Here is a 24,091-nt window from a genome sequence, read left to right on the forward strand (position 1 = left end):
AAGATGGGGGCGATCAAACTCTAGCTCGGCCCGGCATTCGCAAGAACGTCGACCTGCCATTTCACGATCCGTCCCCCATCGCCGGAGAAGGATGGCCGTCCTCTCCGGCGCTTCTTTATCTCAACAAAAAGCGTGGAAATCATAAGACAAGCTTTTCCGGGCTAGATTGAAGCATTCTGCCGGAGCAGGTTTTCGTCAGGGCAAAGGCGATTGGCGACGGGCATACCCAGGTACGTCCGAGCCGATCGCCTTTGATCCTGGCGGAAGCATGCCCGGCCCTTCGGGTTGGCTGAAACGGGCCGGCTGATCGACCGGCCCGCTTGGCCGTAGAACTGGGCTACGACGCGCGCCGGCCGGTCGACCATCCGACTCCGTTTGAGCCAACAGAATGATTCAATCTAACCCGGAAAAGCTCTAGATAGTGAAGGGGTACCGGAAAATTCATATCCTTGAGATCAGACGGAATTGGTACTCGCATCCATACACTCTCGATCGCACCCTTGAGCCGTGCGCATCGAACCTGAATCGAGATCGATCTTCGGAAGGCACGATGCGTCAGTTCGGAAAATCGGAGTAGCCTTCGTGCGTCCGAAAGCTGCCCGATTAGCGCCGCGCCGTTCGCAATTGCGATGACTGTTGGTCCGTCTTCAGTTTTTCCCTGAACCAGTCGAGCGTCAGAGCCACACCCTGTTCATAAGTGATCTTGCACGACCACTCGGGCATGACGTAGTTCGCATTGCTGAGGTCCGGCCGCCGGTTGGTGGGATCCTGCGGGGGGGAGGGCTCGAAGACGATCGGCGCGCCGCCGACGAGGCGGGAGACATATTGCGCGACCTCCAGAACCGAGATCTCGCGATCGTTGCCGACATTCAGGGGCCCCTTATAGTCGGTTTGGTTTATCCAGAAATATCGGGCGAAACCGTCGACGATATCGTCGACATAACCCCAGCTGCGGGACTGCAGACCGTCGCCGAATACGGTGATCGGCCGGCCCAAGAGCGCCTGGGTGATGAAGTTGGAGACCGCGCGCCCATCGTCGGCGCGGGTGCGGGGGCCATAAATGTTGAAGGGGCGGACGACCTTGACGTCGAGCCCCTGGGTGCGCTGCATTTCGAACAGCAGCGATTCCGTGCAGCGCTTGCTCTCGTCGTAGGACGAGCGTGGCCCGGTACAGTCGACCTGGCCTTTGTAGGATTCCGGCTGCGGCGAGACCAGCGGATCGCCATAGACTTCGGAAGACGAAGCAAAGCCGAAGCGACCGCCCTTCTTCAGAAGATCGAGAAGCCGCATTGCCCCGAGAAGATTGGCGGAAATCGTCCGCTTCGGCTCCTTCATATACCAGGGCGGCGACGCGGGAGAGGCAAGGTGGTAGATTTCGTCGAATTTATCGGAGGTCTGCAGGGTTTCGACGTCCGATTTCACGAAGTGGAAACGCGGGTCCTTGATGTGCTCTATGTTTTCGAAAAGTCCGGTCCAAAGATTGTCGACAACGACGAGTTTCTGAACGTCAGTCCTGAGCAGAAGTCGGTCACACAGATGAGATCCGATGAAACCAGCTCCGCCCGAAATCAATACAGTTTTCATTTGCATTGCTCCTGATGACTTCAAAAAGGTAATTGTCTATTAGCATTCCCTATAAGAACTGGCAATTACCTAGAGAAATTCTAAGAAATACTCGCGCGTTAATCTTAATTATTAATGTTCAGTACTTAAGGTAGCATCGACCTGTGTACTGCGGGGCGAAGTTGCGGACTGTTGGACATGCTATAGCCGGCTCGACTACAGCATGTCCGTCAGTCGCAAAGAGTTCTCTATCATAAGGGCGCAGTCGCGCATCGGGCTAAGGTCCGACTCGAGACGAGCACTTGATTCAGAGCATTGCCCTCGCTGTGCTTCGCGGACGACGCGTAAACAGTCCGCTCCGCGTCCGTCACGCAGACTGCACCCTTTGCGATCAGTCGGCCGCAAGCGCGGTCAAAATCTGATAGGCGGCGGCCACCCGATCCTCATTGGGATAATTTTTATTGGCCAGGATGGCGATTCCGAGGCGTTCCTTGGGAATGAAGGCGACATAGGCGCCGAAGCCGTTGGTCGAGCCTGTCTTGTTGATCCAGACGTCGTCACGCGGTTTCATCGGTGGCCTGAACTCAGAGACCGGAATTGTCTTCAGCATCGCGGCCGAATTGCCCTCGAGCAGGCTCGCCAGGGTGGCGGGATAGGCATATTGCTCCCAGATCAGATCCTGGGTCATCGCCCCGACGCTGAAATATCCGGTATGGGTCCTGGCAATCGCCTGCTGCAGCGTTTGGTCGAGCTTGACCAGGCCCATATTGGCGCCGACGAAGCGGATCATGTCGCCGGCGGTCGATCTCACGCCATAGGCTTCGGAGGAGAGCAGGGCAGGGGTCAGCCGCGCCGGCTCGCCACTGCGCTTATAGCCTTGGGCATAATCGACCAGCCGCGACTTTGGCACCTTGATAAAGGTGTTCTTCAATCCGAGAGCGGCAAACAGTTTGCCCTCCATCAGGGCGGTGAAATCGCCGCCCATCGCCTTCGCCGTGATGTAGCCGAGCATGCCGATGCTTGGATTGGCGTAACTTCTCTGCGTCCCCGCCGCGTAAGAGGGCTCCCAGGCAGCGAAATAGGAAAGCAGCCGCTTTTCGGTGTTGACGTCGTCAGGCAGCTGCAGCGGAAATCCGCCAGCGGCATGGGTGGCGAGATTGATCAGCGCGACATCGCCGAACGGCTTGCCCTTCATCGCCGGCAGATATGTGCTCACCTTGCCGTCAAGCGAAAACCCGCCCTTCGCGTCAGCGTAAGATGCCAGCGTCGCAGTGAAAGTCTTGCTGATCGATCCGAGTTCGAACAGCGTCGTCGGCGCCACGGACCGGCCGGTCTCTTTCGACTCGACGCCATAGGTGAAGACATGCTGCTCTCCATCGATGGTGATGCCGACGGCAACGCCCGGGATGGCATTCTTCTCCATGACCGGCTTGATCGCGGCGTCGGCGATCGCCCTCACTTTCGCGGCATCGGCGGCAAAGCCGCTTGCGCAAGTGCATGTCGAGATCAAAGCGGCTGATAAAATTCTTACCCCAATAATATTCATATCGGTCATCCTCCAAAGGTCGGTCAACAGAGCGTGAAGCGCACTCAGGCCGCGTTTAAAGGCGCTGTTTTCCGATCACAAACGATGATATCTCGCGGGAGATAAAAGAAAATCTAGGGCTTACATGGTTCGTCCATTCCTTCCGCTGAACGGTCTCCGCGCCTTCGAAGCCTCCGCGCGACATCTGAGCTTCACCCGCGCCGCAATCGAGCTCTGCGTCACCCAGGCGGCCGTCAGCCAGCAGGTCAAGGGCCTGGAGAAGCGGTTGGGGGTGGCGCTGTTTCAGCGCCTTCCCCGCGGCTTGAAGATCACCGCGGAAGGCGAAGCGCTGCTGCCGACGGTCACCGCCTCCTTCGACCAGATGGCGACGACGCTCGGCAGGATCGAGGCAGGGCAGGTGCGCGAGCTGCTGTTCCTCGGCGTCGTCGGAACCTTCGCCGTCGGCTGGCTCCTGCCGCGGCTTGCGGATTTCCAGCGCCGGCATCCCTTCATCGATCTGCGCATTTCCACCAACAACAACCGCGTCGATCCGGCGGCGGAAGGGCTCGATTTCGCCATCCGCTTCGGCAGCGGCTCATGGCACGGCACGCAGGCTGAGCGCCTGTTCGAAGCGCCGTTTTCGCCTCTCTGCATCCCGAAACTGGCCGATGATCTCCAATCGCCGGCAGACCTTGCCGGAGTGACGCTGCTTCGCAGCTACCGCACGGATGAGTGGAGCACCTGGTTCCAGGCCGCGGGCGTGCCGCCGGCCGCCCAAGTCAATGCCGGCATCGTCTTCGATTCCTCCGTCGGCATGATGGAGGCGGCCCTGCAAGGGCTCGGCGTGGCGCTCGCCCCGCCCGCGATGTTTTCAAGGCACCTCTGCTCGGGCGCGATCGTTCAGCCTTTCGCCACCGCCATCTCGCTCGGAAACTATTGGCTGACGCGCCTGCAGTCGCGGCCGGTCACGCCGGCCATGCGCATTTTTTCCGACTGGATCTTTTCGGAAATCGAAGGGTAATGCAGGGGAGCGCCCACCGGAATGGGCGCTCCGATTAGGGCGTCATTTCTGGATGCAGGTGTCGACCGTATCCTTGGTGCACTCGTCAAGCCCGGTGAAGACCGGATCGTCGACCTTCTTGCCGGCGATGAGATCCATCATCACGGTCGGCGCCTTGTAGCCCATTTCGAAGGGCCGCTGGCCGACGAGCGCGGTCACGAGGCCCTCCTTGGCGATCGCCACTTCGTCGCCGATCGTGTCGGCGGCGCCGATGACGAATTCGTTCTTGCCGATCTTGTCGGCCATCGGCTTGAACAGGTCGCGATAGGGCTGCGGTGCGCCGAACAGCGGCCAACCGCCCATGATGCCGAAGGCATCGAGGTCGGGATTGGCGGCAAGGATGTCGGTCATCGCCTGCACGCCCTTGGCGCCGTCGTCATTGGTAAAGACCGGGCAGCCCGCCACCTCGGTCCAGCCGCCTTCGCCCTTCAGGGCGTCGAGCCCCTTCTTGCCGCTCAGCGTGTCACGCATGCCCTGGGCGCGGCGCAGGATGTTGTCGGCGCCGGGATTGCCCTCGATGGTGCAGATCTTGCCGCCCTTCGGCTTGGCCTTCTTGATATACTCGCCGATCTTGGCGCCCATCAGGTAGTTGTCGGTGCCGAGATAGGTCTTGCGCAGAGCCGAATCTTCGGCCGCCAGATCGGCGTCGAGCGTCATGACGGGCACGCTCGGATTGGCCGTCTTCAGCGTCTGGGCGATCAGCTTGGCGTTGGAGGGCGAGATGGCGATTGCCGCCGTATCGGCCTTGCCGAGCATATCCTGGACGATCTGCGCTTCGCCGGCCTCGTCCGAGGTCGATGCCGGGCCGGTATAGAAGCATTCATATTCGGCCGAGGCGTTTTCCTTGTTCCACTTCTGGCAACCCTGGTTGATCGCCTCGAAGAACGGATTGTCGAGGCCCTTGACGACGATGACCAGCTGCTTCTTGGCGGCCATGGCCTCACCGGCCGTGAACGCCAGGACTGCAGCAGCACCCAGCAATAATGCCTTCCTCATAGCTTCCTCCCTTTTGAAATGGCGGACGCCTTCGCCCGCCCTGTTATCAACCGGGATACCAGACGATACGAGGCTCCTCCCTTGAACGCCGGTATTCCCAGGCTGAATCGATGAGCTTTTCCAGATCGTAGACGGGGCGCCAGTCCAAGAGGAACTTCGCCTTGCTGTTATCCATCCAGTTCGAGTGATATTCGCTCGGGATGTCGACCGAGCCGAGCCCGCGCGTGCGGGCGAGATAAGCGGCGACCTCGCCGTAATCGACCGGCCGGTCCATCGCGATGTTGAAAAGCTGCCCCACGGCGCGCGGATTGTCGATCGCCGCCAGGATCGCCGTGACAAGATCGTCGACATGGACGAAATTGCGCTTCAGCGGCCGCCCGTCGGCATCGCGCAGCAGCGGCACCGTGCCGGCGCGCGCATAACGTTCCGCATCGGCCGGCGGCACCAGGCTCTTCCAGTCCGGCCCGCCGAAGACATCGTCACCAAAAGAGAGGGTAAACTTGAAATCGTCCTTCTCCATGATCCAGGGAGCGCGCAGGCAGCAGCTGTTGATGCCGTATTGGATGGCGAACTGCTCGAGCATCACCTCTTCCAGCACCTTGGAGAGCGCGTAGCAGCCGGGATAGGCGCTATGCGGCGTCTTTTCGGTCACCGGTCCGTCATGGCGATAGAAGAAATGCCCGATGCCGGCATCGCCGCCGATCAGGATGAACTGCTTTGCCGTGGGGCTGGCGCGGAACGCCTCGAGCAGCCAGAACAGCCCCTTGACGGTGATGTCCATCACATCCGCGGGGATCTCCTTGCAGGTGGCGAGGTGCACGACATGGGTGACACCGTCCATCGCCGCTGCGACGACGTCGCTGTCGGCGATCGAACCCTTCACGACACTGACGCGGTCGGTTTCATCAAGCACGCGATTATGGCAAAGCGCGCGAATGCGTGCTTTGGAAAATCGCGGCTCGTCAAGCAGCCCAGTAATGAAGCGCCGCCCGACCTTGCCCGTAGCCCCGGTGACAAGGATCAGCATACCTCTCTCCCCAGCAACAGCTAATATGCGCGCGTTTCCCGCGTCAATCTGTATTTGTCGTACTAAATAGATTTTTGTGATGAGGGGCCGTTTTAGCGGACATTCGATTGACGATTCCTGGCGCTTTTGCATTAATGAACCCAATCGCTCTTCCGGGAGGAGATCGGCAAAAGCGAGATCGCAGGCGTCTGACCGGCAACTGGCGGCGAAGGCAGACCTGCAGGTTCCGGGGAGGGTGGTCGGCTGGTTGCGGTTCTCGAACTCACCAATATTTCTAAGCACTTCGGCGCCATCCAGGCTGTCAATGACGTGTCGTTTACGCTCGAAGCCGGCCAGGTCGTCGGCCTGATGGGCGATAACGGCGCCGGAAAGAGCACGCTGGTCAAGATGATCGCCGGCAACTTCCGGCCGAGCGAGGGCACGATGCGCCTCGACGGCAAGGAGATCGTCATGCACCGGCCGGTCGAGGCGCGCCAGCACGGCATCGAGATCGTCCATCAGGATCTGGCGCTCTGCAACAATCTGACGGCCGCCGCCAACGTCTTCCTCGGCCGGGAGCTCAGCCGCGGCGTCGGCCCGTTCCGCATTCTCGATTACAAGACGATGTATCGGCGCGCCGGCGAGATCTTCAAGGAGCTGAAATCGGAAACCCGCCCGCGCGATCTCGTCAAACAGATGTCGGGCGGTCAGCGGCAGGCGGTGGCGATCGCCCGCACCATGCTGTCGGAGGCGAAGATCGTGCTGATGGACGAGCCGACGGCCGCCATCTCGGTTCGCCAGGTGGCCGAGGTCTTGAACCTGATCCGCGAGCTGCGCGATCGCGGCATTGCGGTCGTGCTGATCAGCCATCGCATGCCCGACGTGTTCACCGTCGCCGATCGGGTCATCGTCATGCGCCGCGGCCGGAAAGTCGCCGACAAACCGATTGCGGCGAGTTCGCCGGAGGAAGTGACGGGTCTCATAACAGGCGCCATCGAACAGGTTTGAGCGGCGCGGCACGGCAGAAAAGAAGGTCAGCAATGGCAGTTACCCTTGACCAGACGATTGCGCAGAGAGAGCGAAGCCGGCTTTCGGAGTTCGTCGGCAGCCAGACCTTCTGGGTGCTGATCGCCGTCATTCTCGCCTGCCTCTTCCTGTCCTTCGCCACCGATTCCTTCGCGACGGCGAAGAACCTCTACAACATCACCCGCAACGTCACCTTTGTCGCCATCATCGCGCTCGGCATGACGCTCGTCATCATCACCGGCGGCATCGACCTCTCCGTGGGCTCGGTGCTCTGCCTCTGCAGCATGGTGCTGGCGGTCACCATGCATGCCGGCTACGGCATCGAAATCGGCATCGCGGCCGCGATCGGCACGGCGCTTGTCGTCGGCGCCTTCAACGGCGTGATGATCGCCTATCTCGATTTCCCGCCCTTCGTGGTGACGCTCGGCATGCTGTCAGTGGCGCGCAGCCTCGCCATGGTCGCCTCCAACAACACCGTGGTTTTCCAGTTCGGTCCCGATCACGACAAGCTGCTGGCGCTCGGCGGCGGCGCCTGGTTCCTCGGCATTGCCAATCCCGTCCTTTACATGATCATCCTGGCGCTGCTCACCGGCTTCGTGCTGCGCTGGACGCGCTTCGGCCGCTATATCTTTGCCATTGGCGGCAATGAACACGCCGCAACGCTGACCGGGGTTCCCGTGCGCCGCATCAAGGTCGCCGTCTACATGATCTCGGCGCTGTCTGCCGGCATTGCCGGCATCGTCCAGACCGGCTGGCTCGGCGCCGTCACCACCAATATCGGTGCCGGCATGGAGCTGCAGGTCATCGCCGCCGCCGTCATCGGCGGCGCCAATCTCGCCGGCGGCGTCGGCACCGCCTTCGGCGCCCTGGTCGGCGCGGCGCTGATCGAAGTGATCCGCAACAGCCTCGGCCTGCTCGGCATCAACGCCTTCTGGCAGGGGACCTTTATCGGCGGCGCGATCGTGCTGGCGGTGCTGTTCGATCGCATCCGGAATTTCAGGCAGAGCGAGTAGGCTGCGATCCTTCGACAGCCGCCTGCGTAAACCATGAGCTGAAGCGCGAGCGGATCCGAAAGGTCTCGGCGCGCTTTGATGCTACCGCAACCTAGGCTGCCGGCGGGCGGTATCGGATCGACTTCGCTCTTTCCAGGGCCAGGATCGTATCCTCGACTTCGAGCAGCACGGTGGTCTCGATCGAGCTGAGCGCGCCGCCGGCGCCGATCGCAAGCGTGACGGCCGCCATCGATACGTTGTCAGGCGCCTCCCACAAATTCCATCCGTCATGCTCGCCAAAGGCGTACCAGAACCCATGGAGTTTGCCGCCCACGGATTCGATGTAGCTGCGTGCCGCCTCGCGGCGATCCTCAGGCTTTTCGATCATGCGCGCCCAGGTCTCGGGCGTGTAGCTGAAGCGTGTGAGATACATGGCCATGGTCTGCTTCCTCCGCCAGACCGACTGAGTAAACGCTTAAGCCAAGAGGAAGGCGAGTCACTCAATGTGCGTATCCAATGGAGGGTGCCGGGGGACGGCCCGGCGGCGAAGAGGGCGCCGCCGGGACCAGCTGTCAGGCCTCGATGATGTAGACAACCGTCAGAGCATTCGGATCGACGATAACGATCCGGCCATCCGCAAGGATGAAGAAGCGATAGCCTACATACTGCGGAACGATCTTGACGATGCGTGGGGGCAGTGGTTCAAGCCGGACTTTCTTCGGGATTTTCACCCCGACGGAGACCGTGAAGTCCACTTCCTTCACCGGCTTGACATGGGCCTCCTTTACGACCGTTCGAATTTCGGTCTGCTGCTCGACCGAGATGTTGACGTTGGTTTTGGTGTTCGTCTGGTTGTTGGTCGTCGTGTTGTTGTTGACGTTGGTTTCGGACGAGCTCTTGTTTGTCATCGTCGCGTTCTGATCGCTCGGCTGCTTCGACGTATCGCCGCTCTGCGTGGTGGTGGTGCCGGATTTGGCGGCGGGCTTCTGTTCGGTCGTGGTGGCGCCGCTGGCGTCCGGCGATGCGGGCTTGGTTTCCGTCGAAGCCTTGCCCGAGGGGCTTCCACTCGTCGAACCGTTGTCGTTCGAAGGCTGTTCAGCGCTCTTTTTCATGTCGGAGCCCTGGCCGGATTTCTGTTGCGTCGTCTGGCCCTTGCCCTGCGGGCAGGCTCCGGAAGCATCGGGGGTGCAGTCGGTCTTGCCGGAGCCGGCCTGCGAACCGGAATCCGTGCTTTGAGAACCGGACTGGGTCTGGCCGCTGCTCTTGGTGGCGTCCTGCTGGGCCGCGGCCGGCAGTGTGGCAAGCGGCGACACGCTAAGCGACAGCACTGCCAGAAGCATGGTGAGATGGTTGCTTTTCATGATCAATCTCCGAAGTTCGAACGCGCGATGCCGCCTGCACCCTCATGTGTGACATGCGCGCCCTGATTGGAATGGCGGCTTTGCCGCCCAGGGGTCATTCGATGACCTGGATGACCGTCCGCGAGGAAGGTTCGACGATCACACGCTGATCGTTGACGATCGCGTATGCATATTTCGGATCATCGGGAATTGGCGTCACGACGGCGGTCTCCGGCAGGGGTTGCCCGACGACAACCTTCTCCTTCGCCACGACGCGCTCAGCCGGGGCGGGAGCCTGCTCGACATAGGTCACCACCTTTGACGGCGGCGGATCGATGACGCTGCCTGCGACGCCGCCGACAATGCCCCCGACGGCGGCACCCACCGGGCCGCCGACGATGGCACCCGTCGCGGCGCCACCGACCGCACCTGTGACCGTCGACTGCTGCGCAAAGGCAGACGCCGATGCCAGCAGGATGCCAGCGGCAGTTGTTACTGCTTTGATATTCATTTATTGCTCCATTGATGCGGTTGGTTCCGCTGGAGTGCCAACCGGCTAATGGAGGAACGGTTCCGGAGTTAGGTCTTCAGGCCGGGGCTTTAGCCGACCTTGGTCCCAGCCGCCGACTCCTCGCTACTGCGTCGGGAAACGGCTCAGCATCCGGTCGTGGACATTCTCCTGGCCGACGATCATCGCCGCCAGCGAGATGGCTTTCTCGCGGTCGGCGGGCTTTGTAATATAGCCTTCCAGCAGCACGACGGGACCGAGCATCCTGACCTCGATAGCGCTGCTGTCGATGTCGGGATCAGCGGAAAGGGCTGCTTCGATTGTGGCGATGGTCGCTGCCGAACTGTGGCCTTGCGGACAGCGCTCTTCGTGGTTGTTGTTGTCAGGGCCGAACTTCATCTCCTCCTCCCGTTCCGCCCCTCCACGGACCTGCAGGTTACATGACTCTGTTATATGAACAGCAGGTGCCGCCCTTCCAGTCCGACTTAGGTCCGGCTTTTCCCCGGCATCACCTGCCTTAGATGCTTCCCGTCCGATTCAAGGGACATCTCAGGAAGGTTTTGGTCTGTCGCGAAACACCGCCGAGACCTCCTGGCGAAGCGCCAACCTGCCGATCCAGGCCCCGCGTTTCAGGGGATAGGGAAGGCTTCTTGTGAGGGTAAAGCAACGAATGGCAATACAGACGGTCGGTATCGTGGACTGGCACACAAGCGAAGACTTCGCGCCTCTGATGCTTGTAATGGACGGTCAGGAAAAACACAGGCTGGTCCGGTCGCTCGGCGAGGTCGCCGGCGCGCTTATCGCCGCCTGGCCGACGGATGACGGCCGGGAATATATAGCGGCTGTAAAGACCTGCCTGGACGCGATCCAGGGCAATATTTCGCCCCATGTAGCGCGCGCCGCACTCATTCGCGCCGCGGAGGAAGCCGGAATACGGGTGATCGCGGTTGTTCACTGAGCCAGTGAGATGTTGCCTGAGGCGGCGGCATTTGTACGGCGGCATGAAATGGTGGGTCGGTGTCTTGAGGTATTGTGGATCGCACAGAGCATAGGGGTGCGCGCGGAGACAGGAGAGGCTCCCTCTGCGCGATCCGAAGCAAGAAACGCCCGCGGGCCGCAAGAGTTTCCGTACGGTGCCGTACGGAGCAAAGTACTTCTGCAAAATAAAGCCCCGCTGACTTGCGGGGCTGCAAAGAGTTGGAAAGGACAAATGCGAGGTCGACCGAGCGACGATCACATTCGCACTCCTAACGCACCGGTACTGAAGAAGTTCCTGCGACGCATGATCTATCAATACGGATCTTGAGCACTGGGCGAGTGATGATATAGTTCAAACTTTGCGTTGAAACTTTTTGATCGCTCTGATCTGATCGCGAAGAGAGAGAAGAGCATCTCTGTTATTGCCGCGTCGCCATCAGCTCTCCGCCATTGTCCCTACAGCAACTGAGCAATTCTCTGACGCAAGCCTAGAAACGCCTTCTATCGTTTTCCAGTGGTCAACCCTCCGGGAGCGACGAAAACCGGCTGGCGTCGAACGGACCTGTGGCGGCGACCGGAACGGGATTCTCGTCTGAAGCCGCGACATGCGCTTCGCGATGAACCGTGCGGGGAGAAAGGCGAGGCGCGCTCAAGCCAAACGCCGCCCCGGGAGAATGCAGCGCCCATTGCATCAGCGCCGCTTCGGACGTCGATCCAAGGAAATCTGCTTCTTCCCAAGACGCGATCATCGGCAGGGAGGCGATCATGTCAACGTCCTGCCTGGAGGTCTGCTGTGCGCCGACGACGGGATGGAAGCGCGCGTGAGCCGGCGATGCGGGCGGCCGTTTCTCCGGAAGGGCTGCAATCGGGCCGATCGAGGCAGTTTCCAGCCTGTCGTCCGCGCCCGCGTCCTGCGCAACGGCTGACGGGCGCATCGCCGGTATCGGAATCGGGAGAGATGAAAGATCCGAAGCAGAGCCTTTGTCATCCCGCTCGACCGCGCCAGTCTGCTGCGCGAGCGCATTCAAGGCCCGGCTCTTCGGCGCCGGCAGCAGCGCCGTCACCAGCTTGCTGTCCTTGGTGTCGCCGCTCGGCGTGCTCGACGCCGCCACGTCTTCGTCTTCTCCGGCGGTGCTGGCGATCTCGATCGCGGTGGCACTGACGCGCTTCCTGTAGTTTGCAACCGCCTGGTTATATCCCGGCAGCGGGCGGCCATCGGCCGGAAGATGCATCGTCTTCCCATTCGGGAATATGCGCGCGAGTTCCTGCCGGGACATGCGGGGCCAGGCCCGGACATTGCCGACGTCGAGATGCACGAAGGGCGATCCCGAGGTCGGATAATACCCGACACCGCCGACCTGCATCTGCATGGCAATGGCACGCAGCGTTGAAAGCTTCACGCCGGGAACGTAGAAATCCATCGCCTTGCCCAGCATGTGCTGGCTCTTCTTGGCGACTCCAGTGCTGCGCGAGCGATTGCGCAGCATGTTGTTGGTGGCAGGGGACCGATAGGCGGAGACGACGTGGATATAATCCTTGCCGCCGCTCTTCTTGTACACCTCCCAGACCAGGTCCAGCAGCCGCGGATCCATCCGCGTCGGCTCGTTCCTTCGCCAGTCGCGCAGAAACCGGTTGATCTGAGACAGGCCCCTGGGATCGAACTTTCCATCCCGCTTGTAGGTAATCGTGGCCCTTTCGCCCGTATGGGTAAAGAACAGCTTCAGCGCCCGATCTTCCGCTGAGGCGAGGGACGCAGAACCGATAAGTGCCGGCAGCGCAAATAGAGCCGGCAGAATGGTCTGCGCTGCGAAGCGTTTGGCACGCGACAGGAGCGCGGCAATTCCGCCCAAGGCTTCACCCGATAAACCCTGTGAATACTTCAACACGAACAAACCCGTCCCACACCAAACACTCGGACGACGCGCGGGAACGCCGCATCCATCAGGCTCAGTAAAGCCAGTTTATGGTCAACAAATTCCTAACGATCAGTTGCGCAAGCTTGGCGTCTCACCGCTTAATTCGATGGAGAAGCGGAAGAGGTGGCGTTCGGCTGAGAACTTGCCGTTCGTTCGGCTTGGCTGGCGTGCGGCGGTACCAGGAAATCGAGCAGGCCGTCGCTGCGTAGATCGGCGGTTCTCTTTTCCAGAATGTCACCAATCAAGGTTGTCAGAAATTCTGCTGTCATATGGTTCCAGTCTGTGATGAACGGAACACCCTTGCTGCTGGTGAGGCATTTCTCCTTGTCGTAATCGCAGTGAAGCTTGACGATATCGACATAGGTGAACGCAAGATCGGAAGGGAACAACGGCAATTGCGCCAAAGGCTGGTTGGCCGGCGGATAGCTCGCTTCCCGCAGGCATATGGAGGCATCGGATTTTCTCTGAAACATCAGCCCCAGGCACGAGTGCGATTCGTCGAGCTGGAAATAGTTTCCGAAAACGAAAACGCGCGCGTTATCCGAGTGGCTTTTCATCCAGGAAATAAGCTCGAACCTGAACGCGTTGGCGGTGTACTCGAAAGGCCGAAGGCTCGTGAGGAAGATCGCTTTCGTTCGGCTGAGCAATGATTTGTCGTTGATATATTGTTCAAAGGGAATGCAGTATTTGTCGTAAATGCTGGCGCGAGAGGGGGCTTTGACATTATCGTTCTTGATCTCGACCATGCAGTTCAAATAGCTGAGGGCCACGACTTGATACCGGTCGGTATCGATGTAATTTTTCAGCGCAATCGACCAGTTTCTGGCGTGCGAGTCCCCAATGATGAAGATCACGGGCTTCTCAGCTTGAATGTTGTCGTTCAAGCTTAAAAACGTGCTTTCGAGCCGTGCTTCGTTCGCCTGCGCGAGAGGTGAATAGACGTCATCCAACCTGTGAGGAAAACCGGCCATCATGATTGCTGAAAGGACAGCAGCCGCGATGGTTGCAACGGATGAGCTTAAGGTGACCCAGAGAGCGCGGCTTCTCCTGCTGTGGCGAAGGGGCTTTTCGACGACGACAAAGCTGACGACGGAGACCAGGACCGTCACCGTGATGGCGAGAAACTTGTCGCTGTTGCCGAAATCCAAGCTCGTCAGCCGCCAGAAGGCGAAGACCGGATAATGCCACAAATATAAGGAGTAGGACACCAATCCGGTGAGCGCCGCAGGCCGAGAAGCCAACAGGCGCCCGATTGCGTTCTCGCGGCTGGCGAATGCGAGCACCAGACAGGTCCCGAGAACTGGAATCACAGTGACCCGGCCAGGATGAACCGTACCCTTTTCAAACAAGATGAGTGAACCAACAACGAGGATAAGCCCGGCCGCCGCGAGCAACGGCTGGGGGCGAGGCCGTCCACGCCGTACCTCGTAATAGGCGAGCAGTGTTCCGGCCAGCAGTTCCCAGGCCCGGGTGAGCGGCGAGTAGAAGGCCTGTTGCGGATCGTGCCGTACCGTGACGAAACAGAATACAAAGCTCAGGGCTGCCGCGACCAACACGCACGGCAAAAACCTGGATTTCAGGTATCGGCGCACGATCAGCAACAAGACCGGAAACCCAATATAAAATTGCTCTTCGACGCTCAACGACCAGGTGTGAAGAAAAGGCTTGAGAAGGGTATTGGGCTCCCCGTACTGCGCGGCGGTAAAATAAAAATAGATGTTCGATCCAAACAGGAGCGAAGAGCCTATGGAGTTCGCGTAGTCAGTGAGTTCCAACGGCAACAAAAAATAATAGGCGAAGGGCATCGTCGCGAAAATGACTGCGAACAATGCAGGCAGAATTCTTCGGGCACGCCGGGCATAGAATTTGAGGAAATCGATACGTCCCGTCGCTTCGATTTCTGTCAGCAAAATCCGGGAAATCAGGAAGCCGCTGATCACAAAAAACACATCGACGCCGATGTATCCACCCTGAAGCAACGTGTGGCCGGCAACCGTGAACTCGGCGTGATAGAGAATAACCGCTATCACCGATATGGCCCTTAGGCCGTCAATCTCTGGTCGGTAAACCTTCAAGCGTACTGCCTTCGATATCGAGAGGGTAACTCTGGTCGCGCGCATCAGTGGCGCTTTCGGGGCTGCCTAGCACAGAGATCTTGGCGGGAGAACAGTAGGGCCTGCTAAAAGGTTTGGGGGCGGGGTCGATTCCGACCTTAATTTTCTGCGCTGTTGTAGTTCAGCATTCCGGAACCCTCCTCAACGGACAATCAGAAGAAGCGACGCAACTGCTATCATCTTCGCACCAGACAGGATTGATTTCTGACGCGCCACTGAGGGCGCTCAGCCTTGCTGAGGAGGGTCGCGCGGAGCGTCGCTTGGGAGTGGACCGGAAAATTGCCTCCGCACGACCCAACTCTGGGTGGATCGCCGAGAGGAAGGCCTTATGCGATCTGAAGTACTGGCTTCTCCCGCGATCCGGTGAGTTAACCTGTATTGTCCAATGCGGTTCCGGTACGATGCTGGACAAACAGCGCCCCCGCAGCTTAGCGGGGGTTGGCACAGTGGGGTTCTTTTGAAGGAATCGCGCACCTGGGCGCTGCAAATTACTTTGCACGAGCTCAGAAATTTTTCAAAAATATTACTTTTAACGGTTCTGCGTTCACAAATGAATTTTCAACCAGTGGGAATATTTTTCGATTTCGCACGAAAACACAAATTGACTTCTACTTGCAGTAATATCTCGTAACATTGAGGTGGGTGGGCTGCTCAGCGATCACTTTGCTATACCCCGAGCATTGTATCTCCTGTGCGTTGGGCGGCCATCCCCTATTCGACCTCAATCACACCAATCGTTGCGTCGCCTCGGGCTCCAGCTGCGAGCGAAGCATTCCACAAGGAGCTTCTTCCCGATCTCTTCCCCATTCGTTCGATAGATGTTTACGAGGGAGCGGGGAGGGGATCATCGCCAAGGATCGGAACAGCACCTATCGGAGCGGCCGAGGCGGCGAGTGACTGAAGATCAAATGCATCCAGAGCGACAGCTTCGCGATCATTGGATATGAGAAGTCGACAGCCTCGTTCGGCGGCATCGGCAGGCTTCTGCTCGCCGCGCGCAAAGGAGGGCAGCTCGTCTATGTCCAGGCAATGAGAAATGGAACATGAACTGCCGCCACACATTATGTGCTTGCAGCTTGGCTCATTTCATCTTGAAGGAGATTTCACATGAATAACCTAATCTGGCTCGTCGGCGCCGTAGTCATCGTACTCGCTATCCTGAGCTTCTTCGGCTTCCGTTGAGAAAGAAGTGCGGCGGCTCAACTGCACCATCCATGAACGCAGGAGCACGCCGCTACGCCGGACGAAGAACCCGACCGGCGCAGCATCTTATATGGGGAGCATTAGCAGTGACTTAAATGCCTGCTGTCCGACTCTCTGTGGGATCGAGGCTGTTCCGTCGAACTCGGGAGCCTCAAATGTCCACGGTTGGCGGCGCGCTCAAACAGAAATGGCGCTAGAAGGCATGATGACTAAGCTCGCTAGGCCGCTCCCGTACGGCTCGATGAAGGTAGAGGTGTAAGTAGACCGCTTGGCTGTCATCATTTCGCACGTAGGTGCTCGCCATAATACGGTTTAGGCACTTCCATCAACATCGCATGATCGGCAAATCAGCTCGCGAACTATCTGCGATCCGGCTGGCGGCGTCTTCAGGGAGGGTGACGGTGTCGCGCGTGGTCATGGCCGGCCGTAACCGTTATTCCGACGGGTTGGAGAAGCCGCGGTAGAAGCGTGTCGGCTTCAGCAGCGAACTGGTGATGTTGGCGACGATCGCCCCATCCGCCTCGCTCTTCGCCTTCGCTTCCTGCCACTCACGATCAGCGATGAATTCGGCCCATTTCTGCTCGCGCTCCGCCAGCGACCGCCATTCGAGCAGATAGGTCAGATCGTTGCTGGAAGAACCGATCATCGTCGTCCAGAAGCCGAGTGAGCGGATGCCGAGGCGTTCCCAGATCGCCAGCGTCGCGGTCTCGAAACGCTGCTGTAGTGCCGGCAGCCTCTCCGGCAAACATGTATAGATGCGCAATTCGTGGATCATTGTATGCTCCTCATGCGGGATGCCCTTTGGAGCGTCCTCAAACCGCTCTCGGAAATGAAGGGTAGTTTACGAAATTCCGTAAGGCAATCAATGGTTCCGCGGTGCCCCTCAGATCCGCGATTTAAGAGATTTGGCTGAACCGCTCAGATCGTAAGTGTCGTCATCTTCCATGTCAGCGATGTCGTCAGCCAACACTTCAGCTGCTCGGATAGAATGGCAGCCAGATTGTCGAGAGGCATGGCAAGGTCAGGGTCGCTGCCATTGGCATCAAGGCAAATCCGCCGCAAGGAGCAGTTAAATGCACATAACTCGCATCGAAAGAACAACTGCCGGGCCGGACGATTTTGGCGGCGACGTTATCTTTTGTTTTCGTGTGACAACCTCGTGCCAGGTTGCGCCAAAGATCTCGCCCCGCCACAGCTAAACGGCGAAGTGAGGCATGAGAGATGTGGACAAGGCTATTGGAGCTTGATTCCTATATGCTTCCTGCAGCTTTTCGCCGCTGATGCAAATCCCGAAAATGCCTGAAAAAATTGGCGCACCCGACAGGATTCGAACCTGTGACCTTTGGAATCGGAATCCAACACTCTATCCAGCTGAGCTACGGGTGCATGCCGAAGGCGGTTTGAATCGCCTGTCCGATGGGTGGTTCTTAGCCTAGCTTGCGGCCGGCTTCAATCGCGAAATTCTCGGAAATACCGATGCTTGCAATTTGGCGGGCGTTTTTATCCGTCAGCCTGCGGAATGCCACATAAAAACTCCGCCGGCCTTGTGGGCGGCGGAGCTTGGTTGTCTAGGGCAGGGCGCCGGCGGTCAGATCTGCATGGCGCCGGGGCCGGGGATGGCTTTCGGCGGCACCTTGCCGAGGATGATCATGCCGAGCACCTCGTCCTTGGTCACGTCCTCGGTGCGGGCGTGGCCCACCACCTGGCCGTTCTTCATCACCGAAACGCGGTCGGCGAGGTCGAAGACATCGTGGATGTCGTGGCTGATGAGGAAGATGCCGATGCCTTCCTTCTTCAGCTGCTTGATCAGCTCGCCCACCTGCGCCGTCTCCTGCGGGCCGAGGGCCGCCGTCGGCTCGTCCATGATCAGGATGCGGGCGTTGAAGAGGATGGCGCGGGCGATCGCCACCGATTGCCGCTGGCCGCCCGAAAGCGCCTTCACCGGCTCCTTGAAGCGCTTGAAGTTGGGGTTCAAGCGCCCCATCACCTCGCGCGCCGAGGCTTCCATCGCCACGTCGTCGAGCGTGCCCCAGCGGGTCTTCAGTTCACGGCCGAGATAGAGGTTGGCGGCGGCGTCGACATTGTCTGCCACAGCAAGCGTCTGGTAGATCGTCTCGATGCCGTATTTCTTGGCATCGCGCGGGTTGCGGATCTCGGCCGGCTCGCCATTGATAAGGATCTCGCCGCCATCGCGCTTGTAGGCGCCGGAGAGGATCTTGATCAGCGTCGATTTGCCGGCGCCGTTATGGCCGAGCAGGGCCACCACTTCGCCGGGGTAGAGATCGACCGAGGCGTTGTCCACGGCGTGGATGCCGCCGAAGGAGATCGAGATGTTTTTCAGTTCCACGAGGGGAGTGCGTTGATCAGCCATATCTGGAGCTCCTCTCACTTGGCACGGGCGCGGTAGACGGTGTCGAGCCAGACCGCCACGACAAGGACGGTGCCGACGACGACGCTCTGCAGCGGTGTGTCGACATGCGCCAGCACCATGCCGGATTGCAGAGACTGCATGACGAGCGCGCCGAGCATGGCGCCGGCGATGGTGCCGGTGCCGCCTGCCAGCGACGTCCCGCCGATAACGGCGGCGGCGATGGTGTAGAGCTCGTCGAGCGTGCCCTGCGAGTTGGTCGCGGCGTTGAGGCGGGCGGTGGAAATCGCCGCCGCAATGGCTGCGAGTACGCCCATCAGCGCGAAGATGCGCACCGTCACCCAGCGGGTCTTGATGCCGGCAAGTTCGGCCGCCTCGGGGTTGCCGCCAATCGCGAAGACATAGCGCCCGAAGCGCAGGCGGGTGGCGATGAAGGTCATGATGATGCCGACGACGATGGCGATCAGCACCGGCACGGCGATGCCGTAGGGAATATCGAGGCCGGTTTCCGGCCAGGGGATATTGTTGGTCTCGGCATATTTCTTGGCGATATTGATCGGCCAGTAATAGCTGTTGGCGATCGAGACGGCGCCGAGGATCAGCACGCAGCTCAAGGTCGCGAGAAAATATTCCGCCCAGATCGGCCGGCGCGGAAAGCCAAAGCGGCGGCGCTGATGGCGCGAGCCGATGATGCTGGCGATGACGAAGAGGCAGGCGGCGATGCCGACGACCCAGCTCCAGGTCGCGCCGATCGAGCCCTCGGCGCCGCCGCCCATGATGCGGAAGGTCTGGTCCATGGGGGCAACCGTCTGGCCGCTGGTGACGAGCCAGGTCGCGCCGCGCCAGACGAGCAGGCCGCCGAGGGTGACGATGAAGGAGGGAACGTTGAGGAAGGCGATGATCATGCCCTGGAAGGTGCCGATCAGGCCGCCGGCAATGATGCCGATGAGCAGCGTGACCACCCAGGTGAAGGGGCTGTCGAAGCCGATATATTCGGGCAGGATCTTCGCCTGCGTCACACCCATGATCATGCCGCAGAGGCCGAGCACGGAGCCGACCGAAAGGTCGATGTTGCGGGTGACGATGATCAGCACCATGCCCGTCGTCATGATCGCGATGTCGGTCGTCTGGACCGAGAGGTTCCAGAGATTGCGCGGGGTCAGGAACAGGCCGCCGGTGATGATGTGGAAACCGATCCAGATGATGACGAGCGCGCCGATCATGCCGAGCAGGCGCGTGTCGATCTCGGTGGCGCGGAAGAAGCGGCTCACCGGATTGGCTTCCGCCGTTCGCGGCCCGCTTGAGGTCGTTGATTTTACCATTTCGGCCATGGGTTTGCCGTTCCCCCATTCTTGTTTGGACGGCTGCGCCAGCATGCGAGAGGCTGCCAAAGGCGTCATTCGTCTGTCTTCAACTGACCATCGCGATGCTTCCGGAAGCCGGTCGCGTGGCGTCGCGACGCTCTTCCGGCAGGGAATGCAAGTCTGCGATGGTGCGGCGAGGCGGAGAAAACTTCGTCGTTGGAATTCCCGTCCGCATCCGGCGCCGCAACGGTATCCGCTGCGGCGCCGGTTATTCTAATTCAAAGCTGGCCTATTTGCAGGCAGCAACCGTGCCGGCTTTGACGCCCTGGCAGGCTTCAGCCTTGGAAATCCAGCCGGCGTCGATGACGACGTTCAGATTGTCCTTGGTGATGGCAAGCGGCTTCAGGAAGACAGACTGCATTTCCACGCCCTTCGGCCCGCCCTTGAAGGCCTGGGCGCCGTCGATCTTGCTCATATCCTTGCCGCCCGCGAGGTCGAGAGCGATTTCAGCGGCGCGCTTGCCGAGTTCGCGGCTGTCCTTCCAGACGGAAACCGTCTGCGTGCCGAGCGCGATGCGGTTCAGCGCCGCCTTGTCGCCGTCCTGGCCGGACACCGGAACGGAGCCGGCGAGGCCCTGGGCGTCGAGCGCTGCGATCGCGCCGCCGGCCGTGCCGTCGTTGGAGGCGACGACAGCGTCAACCTTGTTGTTGTTGGCGGTCAGGAACTGCTCCATGTTGCGCTGAGCATTCTCCGGCAGCCAGCCGTCGGTATAGGCTTCGCCGACATTCTTGATCTTGCCGGCGTCGATCGCAGCCTTCAGCACTTCCTGCTGGCCCGAGAACAGGAAGTCGGCGTTCGGGTCGGAAGAAGAGCCCTTGATGAAGACGTAGTTGCCTTCCGGCTTGGCTTTGAAGACGCCCTCGGCCTGCAGGCGGCCGACTTCCTTGTTGTCGAAGGTGATGTAGAAGGCAGCCGGGTTTTCGATCAGCCGGTCGTAGCCGACAACCGGGATGCCTTCGGCCGCGGCCTTTTCGATCGCCGGGCCGATGGCGTCGGAATCCTGGGCAAGGATGATCAGCGCATTGGCGCCCTGCGAGATCAGCGATTCGACGTCGGTGAGCTGCTTGGCGGCCGAGGACTGCGCGTCAGCGGAAATATATTTGGCGCCCTTGGCTTCGAGAGCCTTCTTGATGGCGGCTTCGTCGGTCTTCCAGCGCTCTTCCTGGAAATTCGACCAGGAAACGCCGACGACGAGATCGGCAGCCATGGCGGCAGTATGCACGGAAACGAGAATGGCAGCCCCTGCCATCAGTTTCATAATAGACTTCATAAGTGTCCTCCCGAGTGAGTTGCGACCGGCCCAGCCCATGCTTCCTCCGGCCACCGCGAAAGCTGTCGAGATTTTTTTCTCGACAGTCGAGAAATTAACTGTCAGAGATTTTTTCAACTGTCAACTCTGCATCGCCGGCTTAATTCGCTTGCGCAAAAGCGACCGGAGATGCAGGGGAAGGTGAGGGCGGATGAAGAGCATGATGCCGAAAACCGTAAGCGGTTTTCAGGCGGCGTCATGGTCTCACGAAAGCAGGAGGAGAGGGCGGCATCCATGCTGACCAAGTCGAGCACGGAGCTGGTCCGGCAGAGAAACAGCGTGCTCGTGCTGTCCGTGCTGCGGCGCCACGGCGCGCTCGCCCATACCGAAATATCCGATTTCACCGGCCTTTCCTCGGCCACCATCTCGGCGATAACAGCCGATCTGGAACGCGCCCAGATCATCGAAAAGTCCGAGCAGCAGGCGGCAAGCGGCCGCGGCCGGCCGCGCGTGCTGTTGCGCCAGCGGCGCGATTGCGGCTATCTGATCGTCGTCATCATCTCCTCGGATGCCGTGCAATATTCGCTGGTGGATTATGCAGGCAAGCTGATCGACCGCTTCAGCGAGGAGCGTTCGCATGATCCGGCGGGTGCCGTCCGCTTCGTCGCCCGGGTGCAGGCCGGGCTTTCGCGCATTCTCGATCGCTCCCGGATCTCCCAGGACAAGGTGCTGCTGATCTCGATCAGTTCCAAGGGCCTCGTCCATTCCGCCGAGCCGGTTCTTCTGTGGTCGCCGATCTTCGGCAGTGACCAGATCGATTTCGCATCGGCGCTGCGACCGGACTGGCAGGCCAAGGTCATCCTCGACAACGAGACGCTGCTCGTCGCCGCCGCGCTCGGCGCCCGCGAGGAGATCGCCAAGGGCACCGATTTCCGTTCGCTCGCGGCACTGTCGCTCGGCCACAGCATCGGACTCGGAATCGTCCGGCGCGGCGGCCAGACCGGCCAGGAGATCTCCGCTCCCAATTTTGGCCACATGCTGCACATGGCGGGTGGCGGTCTCTGCCGCTGCGGCACCCGCGGCTGCATCGAAGCCTATGCCGGTTTCTACGCCATCCTGCGCAGCGCCTTCGAAGTGCCGCTCGATACGATCCCGGCCAAATTCGTGCCCGTCGCCGAACTCGACAAGATCGCCGCCCGCGCCCGCCAGGGCCACCGAACCTCGGCGTTCGCTTTCCGCCAGGCCGGGCTGGCGCTCGGCAACGGTCTGTCGCGCATGCTGAGCCTCACCGAACGCATGCCGATCGCCATCACCGGCCCCGGCACCCGCTACTATGACCTGCTGCGCCAGGGCATCGAAGAGGGCCTCGGGCAGTCGCATATCGTGCGCATGGAAGGCATGCCGGAGATCCGCGTCGTCGCCGACGAACCCATCCTCGTCTTCGAGGGCCACCTCAACCGGGCGCTCTCGGTGATCGACCAGGATATTGTGCTGTCGGGGGGGCAGGGGGCGGATTAGGGAGAGATCCTGGCGGCGCTTCGGCGTTGATGGCTGCCCCTCACCCTAACCTTCTCCCCGTAATAACGGGGCGAGGGGACTTGCCCTGCGAGAGGTAGCGAGGGACGGAGAGGCCGCGGCATATTCCCTTCGCCCCGTTATGGCAGCAGCCGGATGAGGGGCAGCCCCGTCACAAGTCGGCCAGCCCTGACACAAGGCCGAGCACAGCCAAACGCAAAACGGCCGGGCAGAGCCCGGCCATCTCATGCACGACTTCCGGTCGGGAGAGGACCGTCAGCCGATCTTGATCAGCTTGCCTTCCTTGACCGACTGGACGGCGGCGTCTGCGAGCGCCAGCGCTGCCAGGCCATCGGCGCCGGAGGGGGCAAACTTCGTGCCCTTCTCGATCGCCGCGATGAAGGCGGCGATCTCGTTGGCATAGGCTTCGGTGTAGCGGGTCATGAAGAAATCATGCAGCGGCGGGCGGGTGTAACCGTCGCCGTTTGCCACCTCGATCGAGACCGGGCGCTGGTTTTCGGCTGCCGCCATGCCCTTGGAACCGTGCACTTCGATGCGCTGGTCATAGCCATAGGTGGCGCGGCGGGAGTTGGAGATGATGGCCTGCTTGCCCGAAGCGGTCTGCAGGATCACCGAGACGCTGTCATAATCGCCGGCTTCGCCGATCGCCTTGTCGACGAGCACGGCGGCGGTCGCCAGCACCGAGACCGGCTCTTCGCCGAGCAGGAAGCGGGCCATATCGAAATCGTGGATCGTCATGTCACGGAAGATGCCGCCCGAGCGCTTGATATAGTCGACCGGCGGGGCGCCGGGATCACGCGAGGTGATCGTCACCATCTCGACATCACCGATCTTGCCGTCGTCGATGACCTTGCGCACCGCCATGAAATGCGGGTCGAAGCGGCGGTTGAAGCCGACCATCAGCTTGGCGCCGGTCGCTTCCACCACCTTGATGCAGGCCTTGACGCGGGCGACGTCGAGATCAATGGGCTTTTCGCAGAAGATCGCCTTGCCGGCGCGGGCGAAGCGCTCGATCAGGTCGGCATGGGTGTCGGTCGGCGTGCAGATGACGACGGCGTCGATATCCTTTGCCGCCTCGATTGCCCCGATGGTGCGGACTTCGCAGCCATAGGCAGAAGCGATTGCTTCCGCCGCCTGCGGAAAGGCGTCCGCGACCGCAACCAGCGTCGCATTGGCATCGCCGCTGACGGCCTTGGCGTGGACCTTGCCGATGCGGCCGGCGCCGAGAAGACCAAATCTTACAGTCATTTCAATCTCCCTTGAATTCGGAACAAATAAACCGAATTACCATAAATCTGGAATTTTCATTCCATCATCTGCGCGTCGCGTCAAGCCCGCGACTCTTTC

General features: G+C 60.4%; 20 protein-coding genes, 1 tRNA gene and 2 pseudogenes. 6 read left to right on the forward strand and 17 right to left on the reverse strand.

Annotated elements, in window-relative coordinates; genetic code table 11:
- Positions 1-603: 603 nt before the first annotated feature.
- Both HJC00_RS17100 and ampC read right to left on the reverse strand, forming a co-directional pair.
- The gene (locus HJC00_RS17100; RefSeq protein ID WP_221164393.1) at positions 604-1,584 is read right to left on the reverse strand and encodes an NAD-dependent epimerase/dehydratase family protein; all 981 of its coding nucleotides are present in this window, start codon (positions 1,582-1,584) and stop codon (positions 604-606) included.
- Positions 1,585-1,954: 370 nt separating this feature from the next.
- Entirely contained in the window at positions 1,955-3,109 is a 1,155-nt protein-coding gene (ampC, locus tag HJC00_RS17105; RefSeq protein ID WP_221146918.1) for a class C beta-lactamase, read from the reverse strand.
- A 124-nt stretch (positions 3,110-3,233) separates the two neighbouring features.
- Between ampC and HJC00_RS17110 the strand changes: the two genes are divergently transcribed.
- Positions 3,234-4,109 carry a LysR family transcriptional regulator gene (locus HJC00_RS17110; protein WP_221146919.1) on the forward strand — a complete coding sequence of 292 codons (876 nt, stop codon included), beginning with the start codon at positions 3,234-3,236 and terminating at the stop codon, positions 4,107-4,109.
- A 42-nt stretch (positions 4,110-4,151) separates the two neighbouring features.
- Here the strand turns inward: HJC00_RS17110 and HJC00_RS17115 are convergent, their stop codons facing one another.
- Together HJC00_RS17115 and HJC00_RS17120 are read right to left on the reverse strand one after the other, a co-directional pair.
- Entirely contained in the window at positions 4,152-5,144 is a 993-nt protein-coding gene (locus HJC00_RS17115; protein ID WP_210630289.1) for a sugar-binding protein, read from the reverse strand.
- 46 nt (positions 5,145-5,190) lie between these two features.
- Positions 5,191-6,171: an NAD(P)-dependent oxidoreductase gene (locus HJC00_RS17120; RefSeq protein ID WP_210630291.1), complete on the reverse strand. Its 981-nt coding sequence runs from the start codon at positions 6,169-6,171 to the stop codon at positions 5,191-5,193.
- 243 nt (positions 6,172-6,414) lie between these two features.
- Here HJC00_RS17120 and HJC00_RS17125 point away from each other — a divergent pair, with 243 nt between their 5' ends.
- Positions 6,415-7,158 carry an ATP-binding cassette domain-containing protein gene (locus tag HJC00_RS17125; RefSeq protein ID WP_210631578.1) on the forward strand — a complete coding sequence of 248 codons (744 nt, stop codon included), beginning with the start codon at positions 6,415-6,417 and terminating at the stop codon, positions 7,156-7,158.
- A gap of 32 nt (positions 7,159-7,190) precedes the next feature.
- Positions 7,191-8,189, forward strand: coding sequence for an ABC transporter permease (locus HJC00_RS17130; RefSeq protein ID WP_085779084.1), 999 nt, complete (start codon positions 7,191-7,193; stop codon positions 8,187-8,189).
- A 91-nt stretch (positions 8,190-8,280) separates the two neighbouring features.
- On the opposite strand, the gene HJC00_RS17135 is transcribed toward HJC00_RS17130, so the two are convergent.
- The 4 genes from HJC00_RS17135 to HJC00_RS17150 form a co-directional block, all read right to left on the reverse strand.
- Positions 8,281-8,607, reverse strand: a complete 327-nt coding sequence (locus tag HJC00_RS17135; RefSeq protein WP_210630292.1) for a GYD domain-containing protein — start codon at positions 8,605-8,607, stop codon at positions 8,281-8,283.
- Between the two features lie 133 nt (positions 8,608-8,740).
- Positions 8,741-9,529, reverse strand: coding sequence for a DUF1236 domain-containing protein (locus HJC00_RS17140; RefSeq protein WP_221164394.1), 789 nt, complete (start codon positions 9,527-9,529; stop codon positions 8,741-8,743).
- 94 nt (positions 9,530-9,623) lie between these two features.
- The gene (locus tag HJC00_RS17145; protein WP_221164395.1) at positions 9,624-10,019 is read right to left on the reverse strand and encodes a DUF1236 domain-containing protein; all 396 of its coding nucleotides are present in this window, start codon (positions 10,017-10,019) and stop codon (positions 9,624-9,626) included.
- A 123-nt stretch (positions 10,020-10,142) separates the two neighbouring features.
- The gene (locus tag HJC00_RS17150) at positions 10,143-10,415 is read right to left on the reverse strand and encodes a BON domain-containing protein (RefSeq protein ID WP_210630298.1); all 273 of its coding nucleotides are present in this window, start codon (positions 10,413-10,415) and stop codon (positions 10,143-10,145) included.
- A gap of 271 nt (positions 10,416-10,686) precedes the next feature.
- On the opposite strand from HJC00_RS17150, the gene HJC00_RS17155 reads away from it, so the two are divergent.
- On the forward strand, positions 10,687-10,974 hold the full coding sequence (locus HJC00_RS17155) for a DUF982 domain-containing protein (protein WP_259665254.1): 288 nt from the start codon (positions 10,687-10,689) through the stop codon (positions 10,972-10,974).
- A 538-nt stretch (positions 10,975-11,512) separates the two neighbouring features.
- On the opposite strand, the gene HJC00_RS17160 is transcribed toward HJC00_RS17155, so the two are convergent.
- The 3 genes and pseudogenes from HJC00_RS17160 to HJC00_RS32630 form a co-directional block, all read right to left on the reverse strand.
- On the reverse strand, positions 11,513-12,880 hold the full coding sequence (locus tag HJC00_RS17160) for a DUF882 domain-containing protein (RefSeq protein ID WP_221164396.1): 1,368 nt from the start codon (positions 12,878-12,880) through the stop codon (positions 11,513-11,515).
- A gap of 128 nt (positions 12,881-13,008) precedes the next feature.
- Complete coding sequence (locus tag HJC00_RS17165) at positions 13,009-14,985, reverse strand: acyltransferase family protein (protein WP_210630302.1); 1,977 nt, start codon at positions 14,983-14,985, stop codon at positions 13,009-13,011.
- A 760-nt stretch (positions 14,986-15,745) separates the two neighbouring features.
- A pseudogene (locus HJC00_RS32630) lies at positions 15,746-15,859 on the reverse strand (thermonuclease family protein); the annotation flags it as partial.
- A 2-nt stretch (positions 15,860-15,861) separates the two neighbouring features.
- Between HJC00_RS32630 and HJC00_RS32635 the strand changes: the two are divergent.
- A pseudogene (locus HJC00_RS32635) lies at positions 15,862-16,065 on the forward strand (ATP-dependent DNA ligase); the annotation flags it as partial.
- Positions 16,066-16,660: 595 nt separating this feature from the next.
- On the opposite strand, the gene HJC00_RS17170 reads toward HJC00_RS32635, so the two are convergent.
- From HJC00_RS17170 to xylF, 5 genes are all read right to left on the reverse strand, one after another.
- Positions 16,661-17,002 (reverse strand): NIPSNAP family protein, encoded by a 342-nt coding sequence (locus tag HJC00_RS17170; protein ID WP_138393473.1) that lies wholly within the window; start codon positions 17,000-17,002, stop codon positions 16,661-16,663.
- A 534-nt stretch (positions 17,003-17,536) separates the two neighbouring features.
- Positions 17,537-17,613, reverse strand: a tRNA-Arg gene (locus HJC00_RS17175).
- A 202-nt stretch (positions 17,614-17,815) separates the two neighbouring features.
- Positions 17,816-18,598: an ATP-binding cassette domain-containing protein gene (locus tag HJC00_RS17180; RefSeq protein ID WP_085738045.1), complete on the reverse strand. Its 783-nt coding sequence runs from the start codon at positions 18,596-18,598 to the stop codon at positions 17,816-17,818.
- Between the two features lie 14 nt (positions 18,599-18,612).
- Positions 18,613-19,926, reverse strand: coding sequence for a sugar ABC transporter permease (locus HJC00_RS17185; RefSeq protein ID WP_210630304.1), 1,314 nt, complete (start codon positions 19,924-19,926; stop codon positions 18,613-18,615).
- Positions 19,927-20,188: 262 nt separating this feature from the next.
- A complete protein-coding gene (gene xylF, locus HJC00_RS17190) occupies positions 20,189-21,229 on the reverse strand; it encodes a D-xylose ABC transporter substrate-binding protein (RefSeq protein WP_085860222.1) in 1,041 nt (346 codons plus the stop codon).
- Between the two features lie 273 nt (positions 21,230-21,502).
- Here xylF and HJC00_RS17195 point away from each other — a divergent pair, with 273 nt between their 5' ends.
- Entirely contained in the window at positions 21,503-22,726 is a 1,224-nt protein-coding gene (locus tag HJC00_RS17195) for an ROK family protein (RefSeq protein WP_210630306.1), read from the forward strand.
- A gap of 273 nt (positions 22,727-22,999) precedes the next feature.
- Here HJC00_RS17195 and iolG read toward each other — a convergent pair whose 3' ends face one another.
- Positions 23,000-23,992, reverse strand: a complete 993-nt coding sequence (iolG, locus tag HJC00_RS17200; RefSeq protein WP_221164397.1) for an inositol 2-dehydrogenase — start codon at positions 23,990-23,992, stop codon at positions 23,000-23,002.
- Between the last annotated feature and the right edge of the window lie 99 nt (positions 23,993-24,091).

Origin of the sequence: Rhizobium sp. NLR22b, from assembly GCF_019685295.1 — a bacterium.
Classification (GTDB): Bacteria; Pseudomonadota; Alphaproteobacteria; order Rhizobiales; family Rhizobiaceae; genus Rhizobium.